The 23487-nt window shown below is 36.9% G+C and carries 19 protein-coding genes; 1 reads left to right on the top strand and 18 read right to left on the bottom strand.

Translation table 11 applies throughout. The features are described 5' to 3' along the window. Window positions 1-2 precede the first annotated feature (2 nt). The 3 genes from lpdA to truA form a co-directional block, all read right to left on the bottom strand. Window positions 3-1391: a dihydrolipoyl dehydrogenase gene (gene lpdA / locus ACULEU_RS05595; protein WP_445454462.1), complete on the bottom strand. Its 1389-nt coding sequence runs from the start codon at window positions 1389-1391 to the stop codon at window positions 3-5. Window positions 1392-1668: 277 nt separating this feature from the next. Further along, window positions 1669-3426, bottom strand: coding sequence for an ABC transporter ATP-binding protein (locus tag ACULEU_RS05600; protein WP_445454463.1), 1758 nt, complete (start codon window positions 3424-3426; stop codon window positions 1669-1671). A 40-nt stretch (window positions 3427-3466) separates the two neighbouring features. Continuing rightward, window positions 3467-4207: a tRNA pseudouridine(38-40) synthase TruA gene (truA, locus tag ACULEU_RS05605; RefSeq protein ID WP_445454464.1), complete on the bottom strand. Its 741-nt coding sequence runs from the start codon at window positions 4205-4207 to the stop codon at window positions 3467-3469. 99 nt (window positions 4208-4306) lie between these two features. Here truA and ACULEU_RS05610 point away from each other — a divergent pair, with 99 nt between their 5' ends. Continuing rightward, a complete protein-coding gene (locus ACULEU_RS05610; RefSeq protein ID WP_445454465.1) occupies window positions 4307-4804 on the top strand; it encodes a metallophosphoesterase family protein in 498 nt (165 codons plus the stop codon). Window positions 4805-4811: 7 nt separating this feature from the next. On the opposite strand, the gene ACULEU_RS05615 is transcribed toward ACULEU_RS05610, so the two are convergent. From ACULEU_RS05615 to ACULEU_RS05685, 15 genes are all read right to left on the bottom strand, one after another. Further along, on the bottom strand, window positions 4812-4979 hold the full coding sequence (locus ACULEU_RS05615) for a hypothetical protein (RefSeq protein ID WP_445454466.1): 168 nt from the start codon (window positions 4977-4979) through the stop codon (window positions 4812-4814). Between the two features lie 139 nt (window positions 4980-5118). After that, window positions 5119-8421, bottom strand: coding sequence for an amidohydrolase family protein (locus ACULEU_RS05620; protein ID WP_445454467.1), 3303 nt, complete (start codon window positions 8419-8421; stop codon window positions 5119-5121). Window positions 8422-8515: 94 nt separating this feature from the next. Continuing rightward, complete coding sequence (locus ACULEU_RS05625) at window positions 8516-9154, bottom strand: hypothetical protein (RefSeq protein ID WP_445454468.1); 639 nt, start codon at window positions 9152-9154, stop codon at window positions 8516-8518. A gap of 181 nt (window positions 9155-9335) precedes the next feature. Next, the gene (locus ACULEU_RS05630) at window positions 9336-11126 is read right to left on the bottom strand and encodes an acyl-CoA dehydrogenase family protein (RefSeq protein ID WP_445454469.1); all 1791 of its coding nucleotides are present in this window, start codon (window positions 11124-11126) and stop codon (window positions 9336-9338) included. A 50-nt stretch (window positions 11127-11176) separates the two neighbouring features. After that, window positions 11177-11503 (bottom strand): four helix bundle protein, encoded by a 327-nt coding sequence (locus tag ACULEU_RS05635; RefSeq protein WP_445454470.1) that lies wholly within the window; start codon window positions 11501-11503, stop codon window positions 11177-11179. A gap of 87 nt (window positions 11504-11590) precedes the next feature. Then, window positions 11591-12772, bottom strand: coding sequence for an acetyl-CoA C-acyltransferase (locus ACULEU_RS05640; protein ID WP_445454471.1), 1182 nt, complete (start codon window positions 12770-12772; stop codon window positions 11591-11593). A gap of 98 nt (window positions 12773-12870) precedes the next feature. Beyond that, on the bottom strand, window positions 12871-15261 hold the full coding sequence (locus ACULEU_RS05645; protein ID WP_445454472.1) for a 3-hydroxyacyl-CoA dehydrogenase NAD-binding domain-containing protein: 2391 nt from the start codon (window positions 15259-15261) through the stop codon (window positions 12871-12873). A 136-nt stretch (window positions 15262-15397) separates the two neighbouring features. Further along, window positions 15398-15829 (bottom strand): MarR family winged helix-turn-helix transcriptional regulator, encoded by a 432-nt coding sequence (locus tag ACULEU_RS05650; protein ID WP_445454473.1) that lies wholly within the window; start codon window positions 15827-15829, stop codon window positions 15398-15400. Window positions 15830-16010: 181 nt separating this feature from the next. Beyond that, a complete protein-coding gene (locus ACULEU_RS05655) occupies window positions 16011-16442 on the bottom strand; it encodes a hypothetical protein (RefSeq protein WP_445454474.1) in 432 nt (143 codons plus the stop codon). A 101-nt stretch (window positions 16443-16543) separates the two neighbouring features. Beyond that, window positions 16544-16921, bottom strand: a complete 378-nt coding sequence (locus ACULEU_RS05660; RefSeq protein WP_445454475.1) for a hypothetical protein — start codon at window positions 16919-16921, stop codon at window positions 16544-16546. A 222-nt stretch (window positions 16922-17143) separates the two neighbouring features. Then, a complete protein-coding gene (locus ACULEU_RS05665) occupies window positions 17144-17638 on the bottom strand; it encodes an SRPBCC family protein (RefSeq protein ID WP_445454476.1) in 495 nt (164 codons plus the stop codon). A gap of 274 nt (window positions 17639-17912) precedes the next feature. Beyond that, the gene (locus ACULEU_RS05670; protein ID WP_445454477.1) at window positions 17913-19517 is read right to left on the bottom strand and encodes a hypothetical protein; all 1605 of its coding nucleotides are present in this window, start codon (window positions 19515-19517) and stop codon (window positions 17913-17915) included. Next, on the bottom strand, window positions 19507-20508 hold the full coding sequence (locus tag ACULEU_RS05675) for a hypothetical protein (RefSeq protein WP_445454478.1): 1002 nt from the start codon (window positions 20506-20508) through the stop codon (window positions 19507-19509). Before ACULEU_RS05675 ends, ACULEU_RS05670 begins: the two co-directional genes overlap by 11 nt. A 217-nt stretch (window positions 20509-20725) precedes the next feature. Beyond that, window positions 20726-21769, bottom strand: coding sequence for a hypothetical protein (locus ACULEU_RS05680; protein WP_445454479.1), 1044 nt, complete (start codon window positions 21767-21769; stop codon window positions 20726-20728). Between the two features lie 630 nt (window positions 21770-22399). Further along, window positions 22400-23413 carry a helix-turn-helix transcriptional regulator gene (locus ACULEU_RS05685; RefSeq protein WP_445454480.1) on the bottom strand — a complete coding sequence of 338 codons (1014 nt, stop codon included), beginning with the start codon at window positions 23411-23413 and terminating at the stop codon, window positions 22400-22402. Window positions 23414-23487: the final 74 nt, after the last annotated feature.

Below are 23487 nucleotides of genomic sequence, written 5' to 3' on the forward strand. Positions count from 1 at the left end.
TTTTATAAATGGATTACTTCGCCATAAGCATCTGCAACCGCTTCCATAACGGCTTCACTCATGGTTGGGTGTGGGTGAATTGATTTAAGGATTTCGTGTCCTGTTGTTTCCAATTTACGCGCTACAACGGCTTCTGCAATCATATCGGTAACTCCAGCACCAATCATGTGACATCCTAACCATTCTCCATATTTAGCATCAAAGATTACTTTTACAAATCCGTCCGGAGTTCCCGCAGCTTTCGCTTTTCCAGATGCTGAGAATGGAAATTTCCCGATTTTAAGTTCGTATCCTTTTTCTTTGGCTTGTTTTTCAGTTAAACCAACAGACGCGATTTCTGGTGTAGCATAAGTGCAACCCGGAACGTTACCATAATCGATGGGTTCTACGTGTAAACCTTTAATTTTTTCAACGCAGTTGATTCCTTCAGCAGAAGCTACGTGCGCTAAAGCTTGACCCGGAGTAACATCGCCTATGGCATAATAACCTGGAACGTTGGTTTGGGAAAAAGCATCGACTAAAATTTTATCTTTATCGGTTTTGATGCCTACTTCTTCAAGACCAATGTTTTCAATATTGGTTTTGATTCCCACTGCCGAAAGTAAGATGTCTGCTTCCAGTATTTCTTCGCCTTTAGCAGTTTTTACGAAGGCTTTTACGCCTTTTCCTGATGTATCTATTTTTTCTACAGAAGAATTGGTCATAACCGTGATTCCGGCTTTTTTTAACGAACGCTCGAATTGTTTTGAGATATCTTCGTCTTCCACCGGAACAACATTGGGCATGAATTCAACAATGGTAACTTCTGTTCCCATAGCGTTGTAAAAATGAGCAAATTCTACTCCGATTGCACCCGAACCAACTACAATCATTTTCTTAGGTTGTGTTGGTAACGTCATGGCCTGTCTGTAACCGATTACTTTTACACCATCTTGAGGTAAGTTTGGCAATTCACGGGAACGTGCACCGGTAGCGATGATAATATGGTCAGCAGAATATTCTGTTGTTTTGCCGTCAGCATCTTTAACATCTACTTTTTTGCCCGGTTTTATTTTTCCGAAACCGTTGATGACATCGATTTTATTTTTCTTCATCAAGAACTGAACCCCTTTGCTCATGCCGTCTGCAACATCTCTGGAACGTTTTACTACTGCTGAGAAATCTTTGTCAAATTCTTTTATCGTTAATCCATAATCAGAAGCATGTTTTAGGTAATCAAAAACCTGGGCCGATTTTAAAAGCGCTTTGGTTGGAATACAACCCCAATTCAGGCAAATTCCACCTAGACTTTCTTTTTCGATGACGGCTACTTTATAGCCTAATTGTGAGGCACGGATTGCAGTAACATAACCGCCCGGACCACTTCCTAAAACAATAATATCATATTTCATTTTGTGCGTGTTTATTTGTTATTGGTACAAAATGCAGTCGCTTTGCTCGTGTCATTTTGTGCGTGTTTATTTGTTATTGGTACAAAATGCAGTCGCTTCGCTCGTGTCATTTTGTGCGTGTTTATTTGTTATTGGTACAAAATGCAGTCGCTTCGCTCGTGTCATTTTGTGCGTGTTTATTTGTTATTGGTACAAAATGCAGTCGCTTTGCTCGTGTCATTTCGTGTAAATTTCTAAGAATATTTAAGACTGCGAATTTATGGATTTATTTTGAAAATTATTCAACTTCCGAAGCAAACTGCGAATCGTATAAATTTTTATAATATCCTGATGTTTTACCAATCAATTGCTGATGTGTTCCTTGCTCAACAATATGTCCTTTATCCATTACAATAATGGTATCGGCATTGATAATAGTAGCCAAACGGTGTGCAATTACAATAGACGTTCTGTTTTTTGTGATGGTTTCGGTTGCTTTCTGAATGAGTTCTTCACTGTAAGTGTCAATTGATGAAGTGGCTTCGTCTAAAATCAGAATACTTGGGTTGCTGACATAGGCACGAAGAAACGCAATCAGTTGGCGTTGCCCAGAGGATAACATCACACCGCGCTCTTTTACATCATATTCATAACCACCAGGAAGACTTTTGATAAATTTATGCACTCCAATTTCTTTGGCAGCACGGATCACTTCTTCTCGAGAAATTTCAGGATTATTAAGTGTAATGTTGTTGTGGATGGTGTCGGCAAAAAGGAATACATCTTGCAGTACAATGGCGATTTGCTTTCGGAGACTTTCCAGTTTAAAATCGTTGATGTTCTGATCATCGATGTAAATGGCACCCGAATCAATTTCGTAAAAACGGTTCAATAGGTTTATTATGGTTGATTTTCCTGCTCCGGTTGCCCCAACGATAGCGATGGTTTCTCCAGCATTGATTTTCAGGTTGATCCCTTTTAATACTTCCTCTTTTTCGATGTAACTAAAACGAACGTTTTCAAAGCGAATGGTTCCTTTAAAATGACTGGCTGTTTGGCTGCCGTTATCCTGAACCTCTTTGGTACTGCCCAAAATATCAAAAACACGGTTGGCAGCAATCATTCCCATTTGCATCTCATTGAATTTATCGGCAATCTGACGCAGTGGATTGAACAACATTCCGATAAACATCGTGTACGAAATCATTTGTCCCGTTGTTGTAAAAGGATTACCGTTTATAATTTGGATCCCACCATATAAAATGATGACTCCGAGTGTTATCGACGAAATAATATCGGCAATAGGGAAAAAGATAGAGTTGTACAAAATATTCTTTATCCATGCCTGATTATGCTTCTTATTGATTTCCTTGAATTTTTCATATTCGATGTCTTCACGGTTGAAAAGCTGCACGATTTTCATTCCGGTTACCCTTTCCTGCACAAACACATTCATGTTGTTTACCTGCGTCCGAACTTCTTCAAAAGCAATCTGCATTTTGCGTTGAAATATTCGCGTGATGTATACTAAAATAGGCATAGCCACTACAACAATCATCGACAATTGCCAGTTCATATAAAACATAACCACCAAACAAACCAGCATTTTTAATAAATCACTAAATATCATGAATAATCCCTGGCTGAAAATACGTGCAATTTGTTCAATGTCCGATACAGATCGAGTTACCAGCATGCCCACAGGCGAATTGTCAAAATAGTTCATTCGGAATCTAAGTAAATGCCGAAACAATTTGGTTCGAATATCCTTGATAATATCCTGACCCAACCAATTGGCCCAATACACAAAATAAAATTGAGACAAAGTTTCCATCAGTAACATAAAACCCATGATGATTACATAGGTCAGCAAGCCTGATTTACTAGCAATCTTGATATAGTTGTCGACCGTTATTTCGAGCAAAAATGGTCTTAAAGAAGCAAAAATGGCCAATAAAAAAGCAAATACAATAACACCATAATACCTCATTTTATACGGCTTAGTGTATTTTAATATCCTTTTGAACAAATTAGTATCGAACGCTTTTGCTGGCACTTTTTCTTATTTTGAATTTTAAATAATTTATAATTCTAATTTACAGTATAGTCTCTTGGTATTCAATTTTTGTCAGATACAAACCGTGAGCAGGCACTGAAAATCCGGCCTTACTACGGTCTTTACTTTCCAATATTTTTTCAAAATCAGCTAGGTTTATTTTTCCTGTTCCAATGTTAATCATGGTACCAACTATGGCTCGAACCATATTTCTGAGAAATCGGTCGGCTGTTATCGTAAATACTATCTTGGTTCCGATTTGCTTCCAATACGCTTCATAAATAACGCAGTTAAACGTTCGAACATCTGTATTGGTTTTTGAAAAACACTCGAAATCGGTATGCTGAAACAGGATTTCGCAGGCCTGATTCATCAGGTTTAAATTCAAGGGCTGCCCAAATTGATAACTTCCCTCATTTTCAAAAGCATCTTTCATCGTATGGATGTGATATTCATACGTTCTCTTGGTAGCATCAAATCGGGCATGGGCTTCGTTGCTTACTTTTAGAATATCAAAAATCACAATATCTTTGGGTAAGAAAGCATTGAGTTTGTGAACCATTTGTGGTGCATCAATGTCATTTTCAAAATCAAAATGAGCATACATTTGTTTGGCGTGTACTCCAGTATCGGTTCTACCAGCACCAACAATATCAATAGGTGTTTTGAGTAACATAGTCAAAGCCTTATTGAGTGTTTCTTGAACAGAATCAGCATCAGGTTGACATTGCCAACCATGATACTTTGTTCCTTTGTATGCTAATTCGATGAAATATCTCAATGGAGTGTTCCTTGTAAAATGTTGGGCAAATTTACGAAGAAATTGTGTTGTTCAATCGTTAAAGTTTTTACCCTAAATTTGCAGTACTATATCAGTTTAATGAAAAAAATCCTCTTACTTTCGGATACACACAGTCATCTTGATGAAAAAGTTTTGAAATATGTTCATCTGGCTGATGAGGTATGGCATGCCGGTGATATTGGCGATTTGAATGTAACCGATACTTTGAAATCTTTAAAACCTTTGCGTGGTGTTTATGGAAATATCGATGATGATAAGGCTCGAATGGAGTTTCCGTTGCACAATCGATTCTTTTGTGAAGGTGTTGATGTTTGGATTACCCATATTGGCGGTTATCCCGGTAAATACAATCAGGCTATAAGAGCTGAAATACAACAAAATCCGCCTAAGCTATTTATTTGCGGACATTCGCATATCCTAAAAGTACAATTTGATAAAAAGCTCAACTTATTGCATATGAATCCCGGTGCTTGTGGGATACACGGATTTCATCAGGTACGCACGATGTTGCGTTTTGAAATTGACGGTGGTAAAATTCAGAATTTAGAAATTATTGAGATAGGGAATCGAGCATAAAAACGTGCTATCTATCATCATTTATTTCGGATTCTTCATCCCGAAAAGTAGCGGCTTCTTCATTGAAATGTTCTACCACATCCTTTTCATCTTTCAGATTTCTCCGAATTAAAAAGACAATAAGCAATATGCCTAAAACAAGCACAACACCGATAATAATCCAATTAGTTTGCATGGTAAAGTAGTTTTATCAAAGATAACTTAAAAACCATGAAAACGAGGGATTTGTAATGTTATAAAATCGTTATAAATAGCGTTTTTGTTCAAATATAAAGCACCTTAAAAGGTGCTTTATAGGTATGTGAAATTTAACTTTAATGGGTTCCCTGATGAGCACCACAACAGTGATGTTCCATAAAACTATTACTTTCTTCATGCCAAGGAAAGGCAGCATTGTATTTCGCTTGTTCCCAATAGAATTTTTTTCGATTTTTCGGTTCGTTACCCACTTCATTCATCGTTTCGCTATCATATAAACGACCGTTAATCATAGTGTAGCGGAGGCTATTGGAGTTTTGAATATCGTCTAACGGATTTTTATCCAATACTAACATATCGGCTAGTTTTCCTTTTTCCAACGAGCCAATATCTTTTCCGGCTCCGATATAATTGGCTGAATTGATGGTGGCCGTTTTTAAAGTTTCCAGCGTACTCATGCCTCCTTGTGCGATGCTCCACAATTCCCAATGCGCTCCCAATCCTTGCAATTGTCCATGTGCTCCCATATTGACTTTAACTCCTTTGTCGGCAAGCGTTTTTGCCGTTTTTGAGGTTAAGATATGGTCATTGACATAGTCTTCTTCGGGTGCCATTACACGGTAACGAGAACGTGAATCGATTATGCCTCGTGGCGTGAACTGTAGTAATTTTTTGTTTTCCCATACATTGGTTTTTTGGTACCAATAGTACTCCGCATTCAATCCGCCATAGTTTACAATTAGGGTAGGAGTGTAGCCTACTTTACTAGTTCCCCAAAGTTCCAGAACATCTTTATACACCGGAGTAATTGGAATATTATGCTCAATTCCGGTATGTCCATCTATAACCATTGTCATATTATGGAAGAACGTCGAACCACCTTCCGGAACTACGTTAATACTTTCTTCACGGGCAGCCTGCAATACTTGTTGGCGTTGATCTCGTCGGGGTTGATTATAACTTTTTACCGATAACGCACCAAAGGCTTTAGTTCTTCTGATAGAAGAGCGCGCATCGTCAAGATTGTTTACGGTCGCTTTAAAATCGCCTTCAGCACCATATAAGATGAATCCGGTAGAGAATATACGTGGACCAACAACAGCGCCGCTTTTTACCATTTCTGATAAAGAAAAAATCGATTCTGTATTCGAGGATGGATCGTGAGACGTCGTCACACCGTAAGCCAAATTGGCGAGTAACTGCCAGTTTTGTTGCGTGGTTAATCCGTATCGGAAAGCTCCAATGTGCGCATGAGCATCGACCATTCCGGGCATAATCGTTTTTCCGGATACATCATAAATTTTAGCATCGCCTGGAATTGTAATTTCTGTTGAAGTTCCGATAGCTTCAATTCGGTTTTGGTTGATAACAATGCTGCCTTTTTCGATGACTTTATCGCCATCCATCGTAATTATTCGGGCATTTATAAAAGCGATGCGACCTTTCGGTTTGTCTGTTTTTGATTGTAATCCGAACTTGATTCCGGCATCAGTAGGCTTATCTACTTTAGCTGGAGAACCTTCCAAAAAGGTAAAACGGTCTTTAAGTGCATTAGAAAAATACGAATCTCCCAAAACCCACATAATATTTTTACTGTCGGCCGACCAATGCAGACTAATTCCAGAATCTTTGGTCAGTTGCGAAACGGGAACGGCGGTGGATTTATCATCTAAATCTACTTCTTGACCGTTGATGTTTAAAGGCGCTACATGCCCTTTATGCAAGTGGGTAAACGCAATCCATTGGTTGTCCGGACTCGGTACCAAACGGTTGGCGTATTTGGATTTAATATGCGTTCGTTCGTCTTTACCATTCAAATCGACACTTTTTAATTCTTTGGTCAGACTGCCAAAAAATACGCCTCCAGTTTGAAAGAAGATACGGGAACCGTCTTTCGTGAACGTAGGATATTCTCCTTTTTCAGAAATAAATTTGGCAGTACCGCCGCCAATTGGCATCGTATATATTCCTGGGTTTTTACAGAAGCTATAACCTTGATCTGTATTTCCTTCTTCTTTAAGATAGCAAAGTGTTTTTCCATCCGGAGCAATATTCGGTGTTCTGTAAATCCCTTTTGTGGTGGTTAGTTTAGCGGCATTTTTCCCATCTAATGATATTCTTCTGATGGCTCCCATATCAGTATCATTCCATGTAACATAAATAACCTCTTTTCCATTAGCTGTGAAAGTTGGCTCAGCTTCAAAATCGGTTCCGTTAGTTAAGCGTTTTGGAGTGCCGTTAGGTAAACTTTTGGTCCATAAATAACCCAAAGCTCGAAACACTACTGTTTTTCCATCAGGAGAAGTCACGGCGTCTCGAATCATTTTTACTGTGAAATCGGTATCCGAAATAGGCGTGTCAAAATGTACTCTGTCAGCAATATCGATCGCAACATCCGCTGTAAATGGAATCGTCGTAGCCGTTGATGTTGCAAGATTTACTCGTTGAAATTTACCACCAGCCCAAATAACGATTTCTTCATTGTTAGGCATCCAGCTGTAATTCGGATAAACGCCAAATAACGTCCAAGCGGTTTGTTGGTCTTTATCTAACTTATCATAAACCGGATATTCTTCACCCGTTTCTAAATCGTGAACATACAGCACCGATTTTTCACGAATGCGTTTTACGAAAGCCAATTTTTTCCCATCTCGGGATATTTGAGGTCGGGCTGCACCTCCTGGTCCGCCTGTTACACGATCAATTTTTCCGGTTGTAAAATCATAGCGGTTGATGACGAATATTTCATTGTTAGGGTCTTTATTGTATTGAAAATAACCTCCAGGATACATGTCTTCGCTATAGTACAAGTATTTTCCATCTGGCGAAATTACAGGTTCATTTACATCCTGCTGATCGTTTTTGCGTTTGGTTAATTGTACGCCGCTACCGCCACTGATATGATATTGCCACATTTCTCCGGCACCCAAAGAACGTTGGGAAGAGAAGTGTTTTTTAACAACCAAATAGTTACCATCCGGCATCCAGGTGGCATTATTGACCAATCTAAAGTCTTCTTTAGTAATTTGTTTGGCATCGGTTCCGTCGGCTTTCATAATCCAAATATTATCGCCACCACCAGCATCACTGGTAAAGGAAATGTGTTTGCCATCCGGACTAAAACGCGGTTGTATCTCAAACGGAATTCCGGAGCGTACTACTTTAGCTTTTCCGCCCGTTATCGGAACAGCATAAATATCACCCAACATATCAAAAATAATCGTTTTTCCATCGGGACTGACATCCAGATTCATCCAAGTACCCTCGGAAGTAGTAAAATTATGTGGTTTATATTGAAAGCTTTCGCCGGGTTTCGCAACATCCCATTTTGGCGTTTCGGGTTCTTTTTTATCTTCCTGAGAAGTTACTGTAAAGGCAGTAAAGAATAGAGAGAGTAAGCAGTATACTTTTGTATTCATGAGAAGTTGGTTAGTAAATTCAGGTTAAATATAAGAATAAAAAAACCACTCACATAAATGAATGGTTTTTCTGTATTGACAATGTAGTTTTTGATTATTCATCACTCTCGTCATAGTTTCTCTTTTTCTCTTTTTGAGGTGCTTTTTCTTCCTTTTTATCCCAATGTATGTCGAAGATTTTTTCATCTTTATAATACAGTTGGTAATCAGAACTCATGTATTCTACCAAAATTGCAAAAAAGAGCTCAGCAGTGAAGTCATCATATTTAGTTTCTCCAAAATAAACGATACTTGGCTGTGGTTTTTCATTGGCTCCGAAATTTATTCTTACCTCAAAATTAGTGTAGCCGTCGATGTTATAATCATAAAAGTAATCCTTCTCAGATTCGTTGTATTCGGGTAACCAATAACTATTTATCTCTTTTCCCTTTTCATTGTAGATTCTATCTTTTCTAAACGGAATTAGTTCGGGTTCTCCAATAAATCCCATATAGCCTTTGTAATCTGCAAGTCGGTAACGGATTTTATTTTTTGTATCTAAAAGTGAAAAGGCGCTTAACTTGGTTTTGTTATCATCAGGAGCAGCAATTTTTACTTTAATCATTACTTTTCTCAATCTGTCATCGGTTACTTTTAATTGTCTAATACCAATGACACTAACATTATCTACTGTTTTTGCCTTCTTCAGTTCTATTCTTACATTTTCTTTGGTTGTTGCTATTTGTGCGGTCATTTTGAAACATAGACTTAGCAACAGCATGAATGCGATAGTGCCTGACTTCATAGTGACTTTTTAAAGATTGAAAATAGGAAAGATTGATAACGCTAATGTACTATTTTTAAAATTCAAATCTAAAATAAAAAAAGCCACTCTAAAAAGAATGGCTTTTCACAAACTAACAATTGTAACTTAACTAAAAACAATAACTATTTTCGGCCACTAACTTAGCCGTAATAGTTTCTCGTAAACCAACGATGTTAGGCATGTTGGTGTATTTGGTAAAGCGGCGTAATCCCATAAGCATCATCCGTTGTTCATCGCCTTCGGCAAAAGAAATAATGCTTTCTTTTCCTTTTTGGGTCACAACATCTACCGCTTTGTATAAGTATAATTTCGCCATAGCGATTTGTTCTTTCACGTTGGCTTCGCCTTGTTTTTTGGCTAACTTTTCAGTACGTAAAACAGTACTTTCTGCCATGTAGATTTCTATCAAAATATCAGCGGCAGCCATCAGTAATTGCTGATGTCCTTCTAAATCAGGTCCGTATTTCTGTACAGCGCCACCGGCCACCATTAGGAATGCTTTTTTCAGTTTTCCGATGAGTTCTTTTTCTTCTGAAAATAATTCGGAGTAATCCGGAGTATCGAAAGACGGAATGCCCATTAATTCTTCCTGTACTTTTGAAGCTGGACCAAGCAAGTCTATATGACCTTTCATGGCTTTCTTAATCAACATTCCTACGGATAACATTCGGTTGATTTCATTTGTGCCTTCATAAATTCGGGCAATTCGGGCATCACGCCAAGCGCTTTCCATCGGAGTATCTTCTGAGAATCCCATACCGCCATAAATCTGAATCCCTTCATCGGCACAATTTTGAACATCTTCAGAAACCGCTACTTTTAGTATCGAACATTCGATAGCAAATTCTTCTACACCTTTCAATTCCGCTTCCTGATGCGATGTTCCTTCGGCTTCGCGCAATTGGATGCGTGTCTCGATGTCTTTGGCAGCACGGTACGTAGCACTTTCTCCGGCATAAGCAGAAGTGGCCATTTCGGCTAGTTTATATCGGATAGCACCAAAACTGGAAATGGGCACATTAAACTGAATGCGTTCATTAGCATAATTCACCGCATTTGAAGTCACGCGACGTTGGGCATCTAAACAAGCAGCAGCTAATTTAATTCGACCTACATTCAACGCATTCATAGCAATCTTAAATCCTTCGCCACGACCAGCTAACATATTTTCAACAGGAACTTTAGTTTCGTTAAAGAACACCTGACGGGTAGAAGAAGCTCGGATTCCCAATTTATGCTCTTCTTCGTTCATCGTGATACCATTGCTTGGATCGTTTTCGATGATAAAACCGGTGATGTTTTTATCGTCTTCAATTCGGGCAAACACTATAAATAGGGAACAGAAACCGGCATTCGAAATCCACATTTTGCCTCCTGTGATGCTGTAATGTTTACCATCCGCAGAAAGCACCGCTTTAGTTTTCCCTGAGTTCGCATCCGAACCAGCTCCGGGTTCAGTCAAACAGTAAGCGCCAAACCATTCGCCTGAAGCCAATTTAGGCACGTATTTTTGTTTTTGTTCTTCGGTTCCGTATAACGTAATCGGCATCGTTCCGATTCCGGTATGTGCTCCAAAAGCGGTCGAAAACGAACCAGTAGCACCCGAAATATAGTCGCATACCAAACAGGTATCAACGAAGCCCATTCCCATTCCGCCATACGCTTCAGGAACGGCAACACTTAGGAATCCCATGTCACCGGCTTTCTTCATTACTTCTTCAGTAAAGGCGTAATCTTTAGCTTCAAAACGGTCTTTGCTAGGCCAGATTTCTTTGTCCACAAATTCTTTTACAGAATCGCGCATCATGATTTGTTCTTCCGAAAAATCTTCTGGAGTGAAAACGTTTTCACATTTGGTTTCTTTTACGAGGAATTGTCCTCCACGGGTGATATCGCTCATTTTTTTTATTTTTTTAGATGAAAGATAATAGACGAATAGATAATAGACGTCTAACTATCTTGGTTATTTATTGTATTTTGAAAAGACATTGTTGCCTTTTGAAATTCTTGGATTTTTGTTTCTATTTTATTTGTGTGTTCAATGGACACATAATTTCTATGACTGGCTAATAATAATTGCGTATGTAATTCGAATGAAGATCCAAATGAAATATCTAAAAAATGACAAAAAGACTTATTGCTTCTACTTGAACCTTCCGCAATATTAGAAGGAATAGAGATCGAACATCGGTCCATTTGACTTTTCAATCCATATTTTTCGGAAGTGGGAAATGTATCTGTTAGGTCTAAAATTATCTTAGCTAATTCCATTCCCATTTGCCAAACTTTCAGTTTCTTAAAATTATGTCTCTTAAATTCCTCCATTCAGTCTATTATCCATCATCTGTCCGTCTATCATCTTTTTTACAACAACTCATAAACCCCCGCAGCTCCCTGCCCAGTTCCAACGCACATCGATACGATGCCGTATTTATCGCCACGACGTTTCATTTCATCAAACAATTGCACTGAAAGTTTAGCTCCGGTGCAACCCAGAGGATGTCCTAATGCAATCGCGCCACCGTTTACGTTTACGAAATCCGGATTGATACCTAATTCGCGGGTAACGGCCAAAGCTTGTGAAGCAAAGGCTTCGTTTAACTCAATTAAGTTGATGTCGTTTAATGTTAATCCGGCTTGTTTTAAGGCTTTCGGAATCGCTTTCACCGGTCCAATTCCCATAATCCTTGGCTCAACACCAGCTGCAGCATAACTGACCATTCGTGCAATCGGAGTAAGGTTTAATTCTTTCACCATGTCTTCGCTCATGATTAAAACAAAAGCAGCACCATCACTCATTTGTGAAGAGTTACCTGCGGTTACTGAACCATCAGCGGCGAATACCGGTCTTAATTTGTTTAGTGCTCCAATATTGGTATCGGCTCTTGGACCTTCGTCTTTGGTAACCGTATACGATTTGGTTTCCTTTTTACCATTTTCATTGATAAAGGTTTGCTCGATTGTAATCGGAACAATCTGTTTGTCGAATTTGCCTTCAGCTTGAGCTTTGATGGCTTTTAGATGCGAATTTAAGGCGAAAGCATCCTGATCTTCACGGGATACATTGAATTGTTTCGCCACCGCTTCGGCTGTTAATCCCATGCCCCAGTAGTAGTCTTCGTTTCCTTCTTTGGCAACGGCATAATCCGGCGTAGGTTTGTAACCACCCATCGGAATAAAACTCATGCTTTCGGCGCCACCGGCAATGATGCAATCGGCCATACCGCTTTGTATTTTGGATGTTGCCATAGCTATGGTTTCCAATCCGGAAGCACAATATCTGTTTACAGTGACACCCGGAACATCGGTTACTTTCAATCCCATTAACGAAATCAAACGGGCTACGTTCAATCCTTGTTCGGCTTCGGGCATGGCGTTTCCTACCATGACGTCATCGATTCTTGTTTTGTCGAAATCAGGCAGTTCATTCATCATAAACTGAATGGTTTCGGCCGCTAATTCATCGGGACGTTTGAAACGGAATACTCCTTTTGGCGCTTTCCCAACGGCGGTTCTGTATGCTTTTACTATATAGGCTGTTTTCATATTTTTATCTTTAAGATGATAGACATAGAGATGATAGATGATAGACTTTTTTGTCTATTTTATATTCATCTATTATCTATCCGTCTATTATCTATTATCTAATTTCTAAGTGGTTTCCCCTTGGTTAACATAAACTGAATTCTTTCCAATGTCTTTCTTTCAGTGCAAAGCGATAAAAACGCTTCTCTTTCGATATCCAATAGATATTGTTCAGACACTAAAGTTGGTTCTGATAAATCGCCTCCGGCCATAACATAAGCTAGTTTGTTGGCAATCTTTTGATCGTGTTCCGAGATGTATTTTCCGGCTACCATTTGGTCGGTTCCCACTAAGAACATTCCCAGTGCTTGTTTTCCTAAAACTTTTACATCCGTTCTTTTGATAGGTTGTGTATAACCCGCTTCTGCCAGTAACAAAGCGTGTTTCTTGGCTTCGGCAATCTGGCGATCTCTGTTGACTACCACCACATCTTTTCCTTTCTGAAGAATGCCTAAATCAAAAGCTTCGTAGGCTGAAGTAGATACTTTTGCCATCGCAACGGTTAAGAAATATTCCTGCAATACATTCAGTTCCACATCGTTTTTACGGAATAGATCGGAAGCACGCAATGCCATTTCTTTGGAACCACCACCGCCAGGTATGACACCCACACCAAATTCTACCAAACCAATATAACTTTCGGCTGCAGCCACCACTTTATCGGCGTGTAAGGTCATCTCGCAACCACCGCCAAGTGTCATGCCGTGTGGCGCAACAATTACCGGAGTGGCCGAATACCGTACGCGCATCATCGTGTCCTGGAACATTTTGATGGCCATATTCAGTTCGTCATATTCTTGTTCCACTGCCATCATAAAAATCATTCCGATATTGGCTCCGACAGAGAAATTTGCTCCCTGATTTCCAATTACCAATCCGTTATATTCTTTTTCGGCTAAATCAATCGCTTTGTTGATGCCGACTAACACATCGCCACCGATAGTATTCATTTTGCTTTGGAATTCTAAATTCAATATGCCATCGCCTAAGTCATGTATAACAGCACCGCTGTTGCTCCATACCTTTTTGCTTTCGCGGATGTTGTTCAGGATGATAAAACTGTCTTGTCCCGGAACCTTTACTTGTGATTTTGTAGCGATATTGTAGAAATAAGTCGCGCCTTCTTTTACCGAGTAAAAACTGGCATTTCCGGAGGCTAGCATTTCGGTTACCCAAGCTGCCGGTTGTAAACCTTCCGCTTGCATTAATTCGATTCCTTTTTGCACACCGATGGCATCCCATATTTCAAACGGACCGTTCTCCCAGCCGAAACCGGCTTTCATCGCATCGTCAATCTTGTAAAAATCATCTGTTATTTCGGGGACTCTGTTAGATACATAGGCAAACATAGCACTGAAATTCTTTCTATAGAATTCGCCTGCCTTGTCTTTTCCTTTAACTAAAACTTTAAATCTATCAATAGGCTTATCAATAGTTTTGGTCAATTCTAAAGTGGCGAACGAAGCTTTTTTAGCCGGACGGTATTCCATCGTATCTAAATCCAACGACAAAATATCTTTATCTACTTTTTTGTAGAAACCTTGTCCAGTCTTGCTTCCCAGCCATTTGTTCTCCATCATTTTACTGATAAAGTCCGGTAATTTGAATAAATCGTGTGCTTCATCATTTGGCACACCTTCGTATAAACCATTGGCTACGTGAACCAGCGTATCCAAACCAACCACATCTACGGTTCTGAAAGTAGCCGATTTTGGTCGACCAATAACTGGTCCGGTTAGTTTATCAACTTCTTCAATAGTTAGTCCCATTTCTTTTACCAAATGAAACAAACTCTGTATTCCAAAAATTCCGATTCTATTACCAATAAAAGCCGGAGTATCTTTAGCAATAACCGAAGTTTTTCCTAAGAATTTGGAACCATAGTCAAATAAGAAATCCAATACTTCCTGCGAAGTTTGTGGTCCCGGAATAATTTCGAATAATTTCAGATAACGAGCCGGATTGAAGAAGTGAGTGCCGCAGAAATGCTTCTGAAAATCCTCGCTGCGTCCTTCGCTCATAAATTTAATCGGAATTCCGGAGGTGTTAGAAGTTACTAAAGTTCCCGGTTTACGGTATTGGTCGATTTGTTCGAATACCAATTTCTTGATGTCCAAACGCTCTACGACTACCTCAATAATCCAGTCATAGTTTCCAATCTTTGCCATATCATCGGTGGTATTACCCGTAGTGATGCGACTGGCAAATTTCTGATTGTAAATAGGAGAGGGATTCGATTTTAAGGCATTCGCTAAATGTTCGTTTACTAAACGATTGCGGACAACTTTACTCTCGAGCGTCAATCCCTTTTTTTCTTCGGCTTCGGTTAAGGCATTCGGAACAATATCCAAAAGCAGTACTTCCAATCCGATGTTGGCAAAATGACACGCAATTCCGGAACCCATGATTCCTGAGCCTACTACTGCCACTTTTTTAATGGTTCGTTTCATATGTTATTTGTTAAAGATGTTAGATGATAGACAAATAGATGATGGACTTTAATCTTACTTCTATTACTATCATTCAATTATCTATTATCTACCCGTCTATTATCTATTATCTATTATCTATTATCTATCCGTCTTCCTAAAATATCTTCTTCTCAGCAATCAACTCATTAATCGTATCCGCGACTTCCATAAAGTGCTGCAATTTCTCTTCTGATATATTTTGTTTGATGACTTCGTTAAATTTTAAAACAGTGGTTTTAGAAAGTTCTCTTTTTTCTTTACCCAATTCGGTCAAGTAAACAAGAACACCACGACCATCATCCGGATTTTTTCTTCTGATGATCAGTCCTTTTTCTTCCAAAGTTTTTAGTGTTCGGGTCAAACTGGTGGGTTCCATGCCCATACGTTGACTGATGGCTGTTGATGGCGTTCCGTCTTCGCGATCGATGCTTAACAAAGCAAATCCAATCGCCATAGAACCTTCAAATTTAGAAGCTTCTTCGTTGTACATTCTGGAAACCGCTTGCCAAGTGGCTCGAAGTATATAGTCTATTGTTTTATCTTTCATAATATAACCGTAACGATATCGTTTTAGTTGGAAAAACAAATATAGTAAAATAATATTATGCACGCATACTATTTGTGTTAAATTTTATGCATGCATAGTAAATTTAATGTTTGCTAGTATGGATTTGGAGTAATTAGTCAGTCAAATTGCAATAATAACATCATTCTTTGTGAGGATTACTTTATGCTAATGCTTCTTCGGAGTGGATCGTTTTAAATGACGATTGGTAAACATCTGCAAGAATCAGGACTGCCACTAACAATGAACAAAACGCGCCAATTTCCAATCGTCCGCTACCAAGTTCTAGGATGTCAAGCGACATGCAGCTAAGCCAGATTAAAAAGATATTCAAATTGAAGATACCACTGAAAATGTAAAAGAAGTTTACTTGTAAAGGATTGTCTCTTTTTTGCCAGTGAAAAACGAGTCGAATGACTAGGAGCAAACCACCAAGAACAACAACGGTTACTAAAGTGTAGACAAAATTCAAGAACAAGCCCAAACTGTGTAGGATGGCATCTTTCTCAGTGAAGTAATCAAAGAAAAGGTAGAGCGTCCAAACATTAATCAATACCAAACTGATTACAACATAGGTTAGGATTTTTTCTCTCATGGGGTGAAGTGGGGTTACTTTCTTAAACGCTTTTTTATAGCATTCTCATTCCAATAAACACCGCAAACTACTTGTCTACGGTGTTTAGGAAGGTAACTTTTTTAATTAAAATGATTCATAATAAAAGTGGCAACATTCTCATCGCTCATTTTGTTCGACGTGCTTTCGGTGGCTTCTACATTTTTATATTGTGCTGTTCCGGCCAAATACTTGATAAACTGTTCTTGCACCTGACCAGTTCCGGTAATATGGATGGCATCGATGTTAGGCATCAATGCTGCGATTTCCTTAAAGAACTTTTGCGTCAGACCAATCTCATGATTGTTCGCTGTTTTTTCATTAGAATTATGGTCAGGACCACTATTGCTAACATGACCTATTACGATAAACTCCTTATCTTCCAACTCCTTTTTCCCTACGATTGTCGCGTGATGCGAATCCATCCAAACGCCAAATTCTTTCCTGTTTTTATCAGACATAATGTTTCTTTTTTTAAAGGTACGCCATTAGTTGTCCTAAATACTGTTTTTTGTGATACCCTTGTGATTGTGGAGGGTTTTAGGTTTCAGATTAGCAGTACTGTTTGAAGAAGGCAGTACACAGTACCATTGAGCATGGGTTGGATTTCTATGGTAGCGCTAAGGGTGTATTATTAGGAGTGAAGACCGAACATTTGTTAGATGCAGGCTTTCATTTCCGTTTTAATTATTCAACATTCCTTTCAAACTGATGTCTTTATTTCTTAAGTCAATCCCTCCTTCATAAACAGATTTCAAGTTTACAAGAAAGAAAGACCAACCAGCATCACACCCAAGTCGGATTCCTTGCTTTGAATTGTCGTCTGTTGGAATGTTTTTTTGCGTTAGTGTTACGATCACATAGTCGTCTTGAATAGAAAGTTTTATGTCAACTAAACAGTTCCCTGCAAATGTAAATTGTATAAAATCCTTTCCATTTGCATCAGTAATTTTACCGTGTTCAGTTATGTCATATAAATGCCAATTCCATTCGTAGGTAAATCCTTTTTCTATTTGCTTGTCTTTACTTATGGTTGCTTTATTATTGTCAGTGAAAACAGCCTTGCTTAAAAACCATTTTTCAATTTCTGATGCTTTTGTCCAAGCACAATATATATCAGAAAGCTTTGATTTAATTGCTATTTTTCGTGTAAATGTTGTCCAGTCGAAATTTGTCATTCTGTATATTTTATTTGTTACCTATTCTCTTGTTAGTCTCTCCGGCTGCCTTGCCTGAAGCTAACTGCGTGAAAGGGTTATCCCCTCACTTCGAGTGCCTGCCATACCATCACTTTGACTTTGCACTACGCCGTCACTTCGAGTGCCCGCCCTTTCGACCGTATCCCGTCACTTCGAGTGCCCGTCTTGGCGGGTATATCGAGAAGTTTTTAAACCGAATACCACGCAATGTAATCCTGAGGGAGCGGGGCCAGTCTCCTATTTCTTTATGTTATCATTCTTTAATGTTAAACTTCGAAAGTAATTCACCAAAACTATTTACATAACTTTCTTGTAAAATTTTACTATCCTCAAAGTTTGAATAATCAAGTACGTTTAATTCATTAATGTTGAAATATTTGTCGGCTGAATATTCTTCCTTTTTAAGGGTTGAAGTTAAAATTACTTGTTTGTCTAATTTCAAGAATTCATCAAGCATTGTCATTTCTTTTGAGGTAGATAATTCACCTTCTCGGAATGAATCAATAATGATTGGAAATTGATGAGCCAGAACACTGTTTAAAGCCATGATTTTGCAAAAATAATATTCTTGACCTTCGCTACCGGAAAAGGTTTCAGTTGCTTTAGTAAATAAGTCTTCAAATTCAAGTAAACCTTGTGGGTCAATAATATCATAAAAGCGCTTCATTTCTTTTAAAATACTTTCTAATATATACTTTTGTCGGTCTTTATCAGAAGTAATTTTACTTTCATTATTTTTTAACTGATTTTCAATTTCATTTAAACTATTTTGCAATTCTAAAACTATTTTATCAACGTCTTTTGACTCATATATTTCATCTTGAAACAAAATGTAGTTTTTAATTTCGGGTGTTGAATTTTCTAAAAGCTTATTTATTTGTTCTTGTTCTTTATTGATTTCATGATTAAACTCAGAAATGATTTCTTCTTTAATCTGAATACTTGATTTTATTGAGATTAGGATGTTTTGTCTGACATGATTATTACTAACTTCAAATTCAAAATCATCATTGGTAAATATGATTTTTGAACTACCACAATCACCACATTTGACTTTACCTTCGTTAAGATTCCTGTTCAAAGAGTTCAACTCTATAACTAATGCGTGAAGTTTTGCTCTTCTATTTTCTTCTCTATTTCTTTTCTTTTTGAGTTCTGCAATACTTTGATGTATTTCTTGAATTTGATTTCCAAAATTTCGGTACTCTAGATTATTTGCAGCAGCACTAATAAATGTTGAAATCTCAGGATTCTTCTTGATAATGCTGATTTTCCTTATCTCAGCTTTTATTTTGGAATCTATTAGAGTTCTCTCTTTTTTTAGATTTTCGACATCATATTTATTGAATGTTTCTACAGTTATTCCTTCCATGGAATAAATCATGTTTAAAAAATCAACTTTATTGTTTTGTCCTTTAACAATAAGATTTGATGTATTTCTTTTGTCTTGACCTAGAAAAAAAAGTTCATAAAGTAAACTTAAATCGACAGTTCTCTGTTGACCTTCTTTGTCAATTTTTGGGAGAGTATAAATTTCTTGGTCAAAATAATATTTAAACTCAGTAATACTGTTAAAAATATATAGCTGCTCCTGATTTAAAACTAAAATAGAATTTCCTTTTCTCAAAAATTCAAATTTTCGACCTTCGATTTCGATTTCTGAGTAAAAGAAATATTTTTTAGTATCGAATCCACTCGGAAAAATCGAATCGTATCCCAAAGAATATACAAGACATTGCATTAGTAATGTCTTTCCTCGATTATTTTCATTACTAAAAATTATGTTAGTTTTATTAGTAAAGCGATTTTCTATAAATGCTTCAGTTCTATTTCCAAATGCGGCTTTTTTAATTATCATCTAGTCCTTCTATAATTATTGATATAAGATATAATATTGTTTCTTTGGTTATGTATGAAATTCTAAATTTATAATCTACAAACAATAACAAATAAATATTCTCTACGTCATTATCAGTAATAGTTGTTCTATATTCAACAATCTTTTCACAAACATCCCAAAAGGTTTTATTGCTATTTTTATTAAAGAAAGCTCTTGAAAGATTTGAGTTGCATTCTTGCAGTAAATCTTTTTTATCTTCTATGTCCATTCCATCTAGCACTGGAGAAAAATAAATTGGAATAGATTTATATTTAAAAATTTCACATCCGATGATGCGACTAATAATTAAAGTTTCAATATCCTTTGTTGAAAGATGCCTTCTAAAATTAAGAACTTCTCTAATTTCTGAAATTGAACTATTTTCGATGCAACTATTTTTTTTAGCAGTTTGGATATCTCGCAAATCATTAAAAAGGCTACTATAAAAATCATCATCTTTAAGGTTAGTATTTTTAAATTTTGTTACTGCTTTTATATAGTCGTTGTTTGTAGATTTATCTTCTACTATTAAAACTTTTTTCAGAAAGTTATCTATGTTTGATGCATGAACAGTTGAATTTCCTTCAACTCTTTCTATTTCTGCAGTTAAACCTTTTTTTATTCTTTCAAAAGTTGCATCAACTATATTATCTAACTTATAAGTTGTTTTTACTGAGTCAATTTTATAATCTGAGTTTAATTCAGGGCAAAAGAAAATAAAATCTTCAAAAGAAAAAATTGACCTGTAATTGTCGTAAAGAGTGTAAAAATATTTTCCAATTTTTTTGGGATTTAAGGTCTTTTCATTTTTGGATTGAATATCCCAAATTTTATCGATTTTTTTGTTTAGACCACTTACATCGTTAAAACAATCAAATGTTACATAAACCACATCTTTACTGTCACTTCTTTGACCAATCAAATACAACAATGATTTAGTTTCAAAGTTCGAAGCTTTTTCATTGTTCATTTCTGTATTTCGGAATATGTATGCCATCTTGCAGATTCGTGTTATGATATTCACCAATGTTTTACCTCATTAATGGTAATGAAAGTATTTTAATAAATAATTTTAAAGAAAAGTAAATTTTTAGTACTGGATTTTTTTGATATTTAAGTTAAATCAGCTATTTGGTGAGAACACTGTTAGCAAAATGTATATATTATTCTTATTCTTATTCTTATTCTTATTCTTTTTTCTTTATTATACTAATAAATTGCTCAGTCGGGGATGTGGGGCTTTTATCAAATTTTGGATTTTGGTCTAGTTTTGATAAAAGCCCTAATCGTAATTCATCTAAGTTTGAATCAGATTCTTGGTATAATTCTAATACTTCTGCTCTAGTAAACAAATTTGAAGCTTGTTGTTGATTATATTTGTATATGTGAAAGAATATTTGAACTAAAAAAAGTGTCAAAGCTGCAATAGTTATTCGCATCGCTATATCTGGCCAACTAATGTAAGATTGTTGTTCGATATTTTTAATTACCTCATTATATGATGTTTCATTACCATATCTGGATGTTAAAATTTCTTTGATTTCATTATTACGATCTGTATTACTAATCTGCTCATCTTTAAGAATAGTAATGATATTTAACATTTTTATTCTTTCAGTTTCCAATTCTCTAATCTTATTCACTTCGTTCAATGCAACAGTTCCAAATGAAGCACTTCCTCCAATTATTACTATAATAATCATTATGATTAAACTAAATGTTGTATTACGGTTTGATGAGTTTGCTCTTTCTAAAATTAATTTAATAATTTTACTAACGTATGAATTTTCAGTTGATGCATCTTGATTTTCATTTTTTTTATTAGGTGTTTTTGTATCTGAAAGATTTGCAATTAGAATTAAGTTGTTAAATAAAATTAAGAAAATTAGAAGGTAAACAAATACATCTAAAAAGTAAAGTAATATATAGTTTATTTCTAATAAAAAGAGTCCATAAATTTCTAAAATATTGATAACTGAATTTAATATTGGGAGGTATGGTAGAAATAGTAGAAAAGTGCTTTTTTTAACGAATAAAGTACAAATTTTATTTATAAATAATGCAAAAGCAATATTCACCATCCAACTACCTATATAAAAATATATTGAATTTATTGCACGTCCAGATAAATATGATATTACTGTACCACTTATAATGGCTATAATACCAATAAATAAAATAATTTGTTTATTTCTTTTATAACGAATGTTTTTTTGAATTTGTTCTTCCATTGCTGATTTTTTTTTAAACTTGCCACTAACTTATTTCACACCCAAACCCAACAACAGCCAATATCTCAGCTCAATTGATTCCCCAAAACATAACTAGTAGTATCATCTCCCAACCCCATAAAAAGAGGCTCCGGGCATGCCCCAAGATCCGAGGTGGTATTGGTCTTGTTGCAACTTTGGATTTGTATACTCAAAAATAGCAAAAAGTAGGAAACGACAACAAAATTGTTAATAACTTGCCCTTTTTTTGAGGGGTTTTCTCCCACCTTTGTTCGGGTGTTGTTCGCAAAATAGCCCGTTTTTGCGAACAACACCCGAACAACACCCGAACAACACCCGAAGAACTAGTCAAAAGCAGTCAATGGCGGTCAAAAGCAGTCAGGAGGATTTTAGATTTCAGATTTTAGATTTTAGATTTAGGAATTTAGATTTTAGATTTAGGATTTCAGATTTAGGATTTTAGATTATAGATTTTAGAACGGAAGAGGGAAACGGAAATAAGCAGATTGCTGTAAGCAATTATCAGAAATAATTTAAAATTTAGAATTTATAATTCAGTAGGCAATAGTTAGTAATAAAACTAAATATTCATAACTCCCATCTTCCAGCTCCCAACTTCCAACTCTCAACTCACAACTCATATCGTTTCGCCGCCAACTGCAACCTGTCTCCAATACGCTTGCGCAGGTTCTCGGGTTTCTGCACTTCTATGCTGCTGCCAAAGCCTAATAGGATACGTTCTAATTCGAAATTTATTTTAATCAGTAGGTTGATGATTACGCTGCCGTCTTCTTTGGTGCTTATGTGACGTTGGGTGTGGTGCAAGGGTTTGGTTAAAACATAAGGCGCATTTTCTGCATCTACCCATAGCTGTACACGTACGGCCTGCAGTCCTTGATTGACGGTAACTCCCACTACATTTTTATAAAAAGCCTCTACATCAAAGTCTTCTTCCAGATGGGGTTTGCTAAAATCAAAATCTACACTGACGATACGGTCGAGCGCCAAATTTACTATGGGACTTTTAGCTTGCACGCGCCCCACCACAAACCAGCGGTTGTTATATTCTTTCAGGGCAAAGGGATGAAAGTCGAACGTCTTGGCAAACTCGGCTTTAAACGATTGGTATTCGAGTTTTAAAACTACTTTTTTAATAATTGCCTGATATAAGGTATCGAGAAAGTGCAGTCCCTTTAAGTCGTCGTTTTTGTCGAGATAGATGACGGGCTTGGTATGCGACTTCTCAGCATAAATCTTATCCTCTAAGCGTTGCAGGATATCAGAAACATCGGCAAACAAGGAGAAGTCCTTGAATTGCTTGAGCATCGATACGGTTTCGGTCAGTACGTTAATATCAGTTTCAGTCAACGGAATATCGGTAATCGTATACTCCTCGTCTTCGTATTTGTAAAATTTCTTGTCATACACTACAATAGGAGCGTTGTAGCCCAACTTTTCACTCCGCATCAACTGCAGATCGAGCTGCACCGTTCTTTTACTCACTGGGTTCTCACGGCCTTCATACTCGTACAACGCTTCCGAAACGGCTTCCATGAGGTCTTCTAAAGTCCATTGTCGGTAGTGATTTTGAAGACATTTGTCGATGGTCTTGTAACGGATTAGGGCATTTTTATTTTGTGACATCGCAGTAATGATAAGGGTTGGTCTTCAAATGTAAACTTATTTTTTTACTGCGCAAAATAATTGCGTAGTACTAC

The sequence above is a fragment of the Flavobacterium sp. 25HG05S-40 genome (genome assembly GCF_052654735.1).

Coding starts and splice junctions, on each gene's coding strand:
- ACULEU_RS05645 (WP_445454472.1), bottom strand. CDS start 15,261: ATGAAACGAACCATTAAAAAAGTGGCAGTAGTAGGCTCAGGAATCATG.
- ACULEU_RS05620 (WP_445454467.1), bottom strand. CDS start 8,421: ATGAATACAAAAGTATACTGCTTACTCTCTCTATTCTTTACTGCCTTT.
- ACULEU_RS05685 (WP_445454480.1), bottom strand. CDS start 23,413: ATGTCACAAAATAAAAATGCCCTAATCCGTTACAAGACCATCGACAAA.
- ACULEU_RS05675 (WP_445454478.1), bottom strand. CDS start 20,508: ATGAACAATGAAAAAGCTTCGAACTTTGAAACTAAATCATTGTTGTAT.
- ACULEU_RS05655 (WP_445454474.1), bottom strand. CDS start 16,442: ATGAGAGAAAAAATCCTAACCTATGTTGTAATCAGTTTGGTATTGATT.
- ACULEU_RS05625 (WP_445454468.1), bottom strand. CDS start 9,154: ATGACCGCACAAATAGCAACAACCAAAGAAAATGTAAGAATAGAACTG.
- ACULEU_RS05650 (WP_445454473.1), bottom strand. CDS start 15,829: ATGAAAGATAAAACAATAGACTATATACTTCGAGCCACTTGGCAAGCG.
- ACULEU_RS05610 (WP_445454465.1), top strand. CDS start 4,307: ATGAAAAAAATCCTCTTACTTTCGGATACACACAGTCATCTTGATGAA.
- ACULEU_RS05670 (WP_445454477.1), bottom strand. CDS start 19,517: ATGATAATTAAAAAAGCCGCATTTGGAAATAGAACTGAAGCATTTATA.
- ACULEU_RS05630 (WP_445454469.1), bottom strand. CDS start 11,126: ATGAGCGATATCACCCGTGGAGGACAATTCCTCGTAAAAGAAACCAAA.
- ACULEU_RS05615 (WP_445454466.1), bottom strand. CDS start 4,979: ATGCAAACTAATTGGATTATTATCGGTGTTGTGCTTGTTTTAGGCATA.
- ACULEU_RS05680 (WP_445454479.1), bottom strand. CDS start 21,769: ATGGAAGAACAAATTCAAAAAAACATTCGTTATAAAAGAAATAAACAA.
- ACULEU_RS05665 (WP_445454476.1), bottom strand. CDS start 17,638: ATGACAAATTTCGACTGGACAACATTTACACGAAAAATAGCAATTAAA.
- lpdA (WP_445454462.1), bottom strand. CDS start 1,391: ATGAAATATGATATTATTGTTTTAGGAAGTGGTCCGGGCGGTTATGTT.
- ACULEU_RS05635 (WP_445454470.1), bottom strand. CDS start 11,503: ATGGGAATGGAATTAGCTAAGATAATTTTAGACCTAACAGATACATTT.
- ACULEU_RS05640 (WP_445454471.1), bottom strand. CDS start 12,772: ATGAAAACAGCCTATATAGTAAAAGCATACAGAACCGCCGTTGGGAAA.
- ACULEU_RS05660 (WP_445454475.1), bottom strand. CDS start 16,921: ATGTCTGATAAAAACAGGAAAGAATTTGGCGTTTGGATGGATTCGCAT.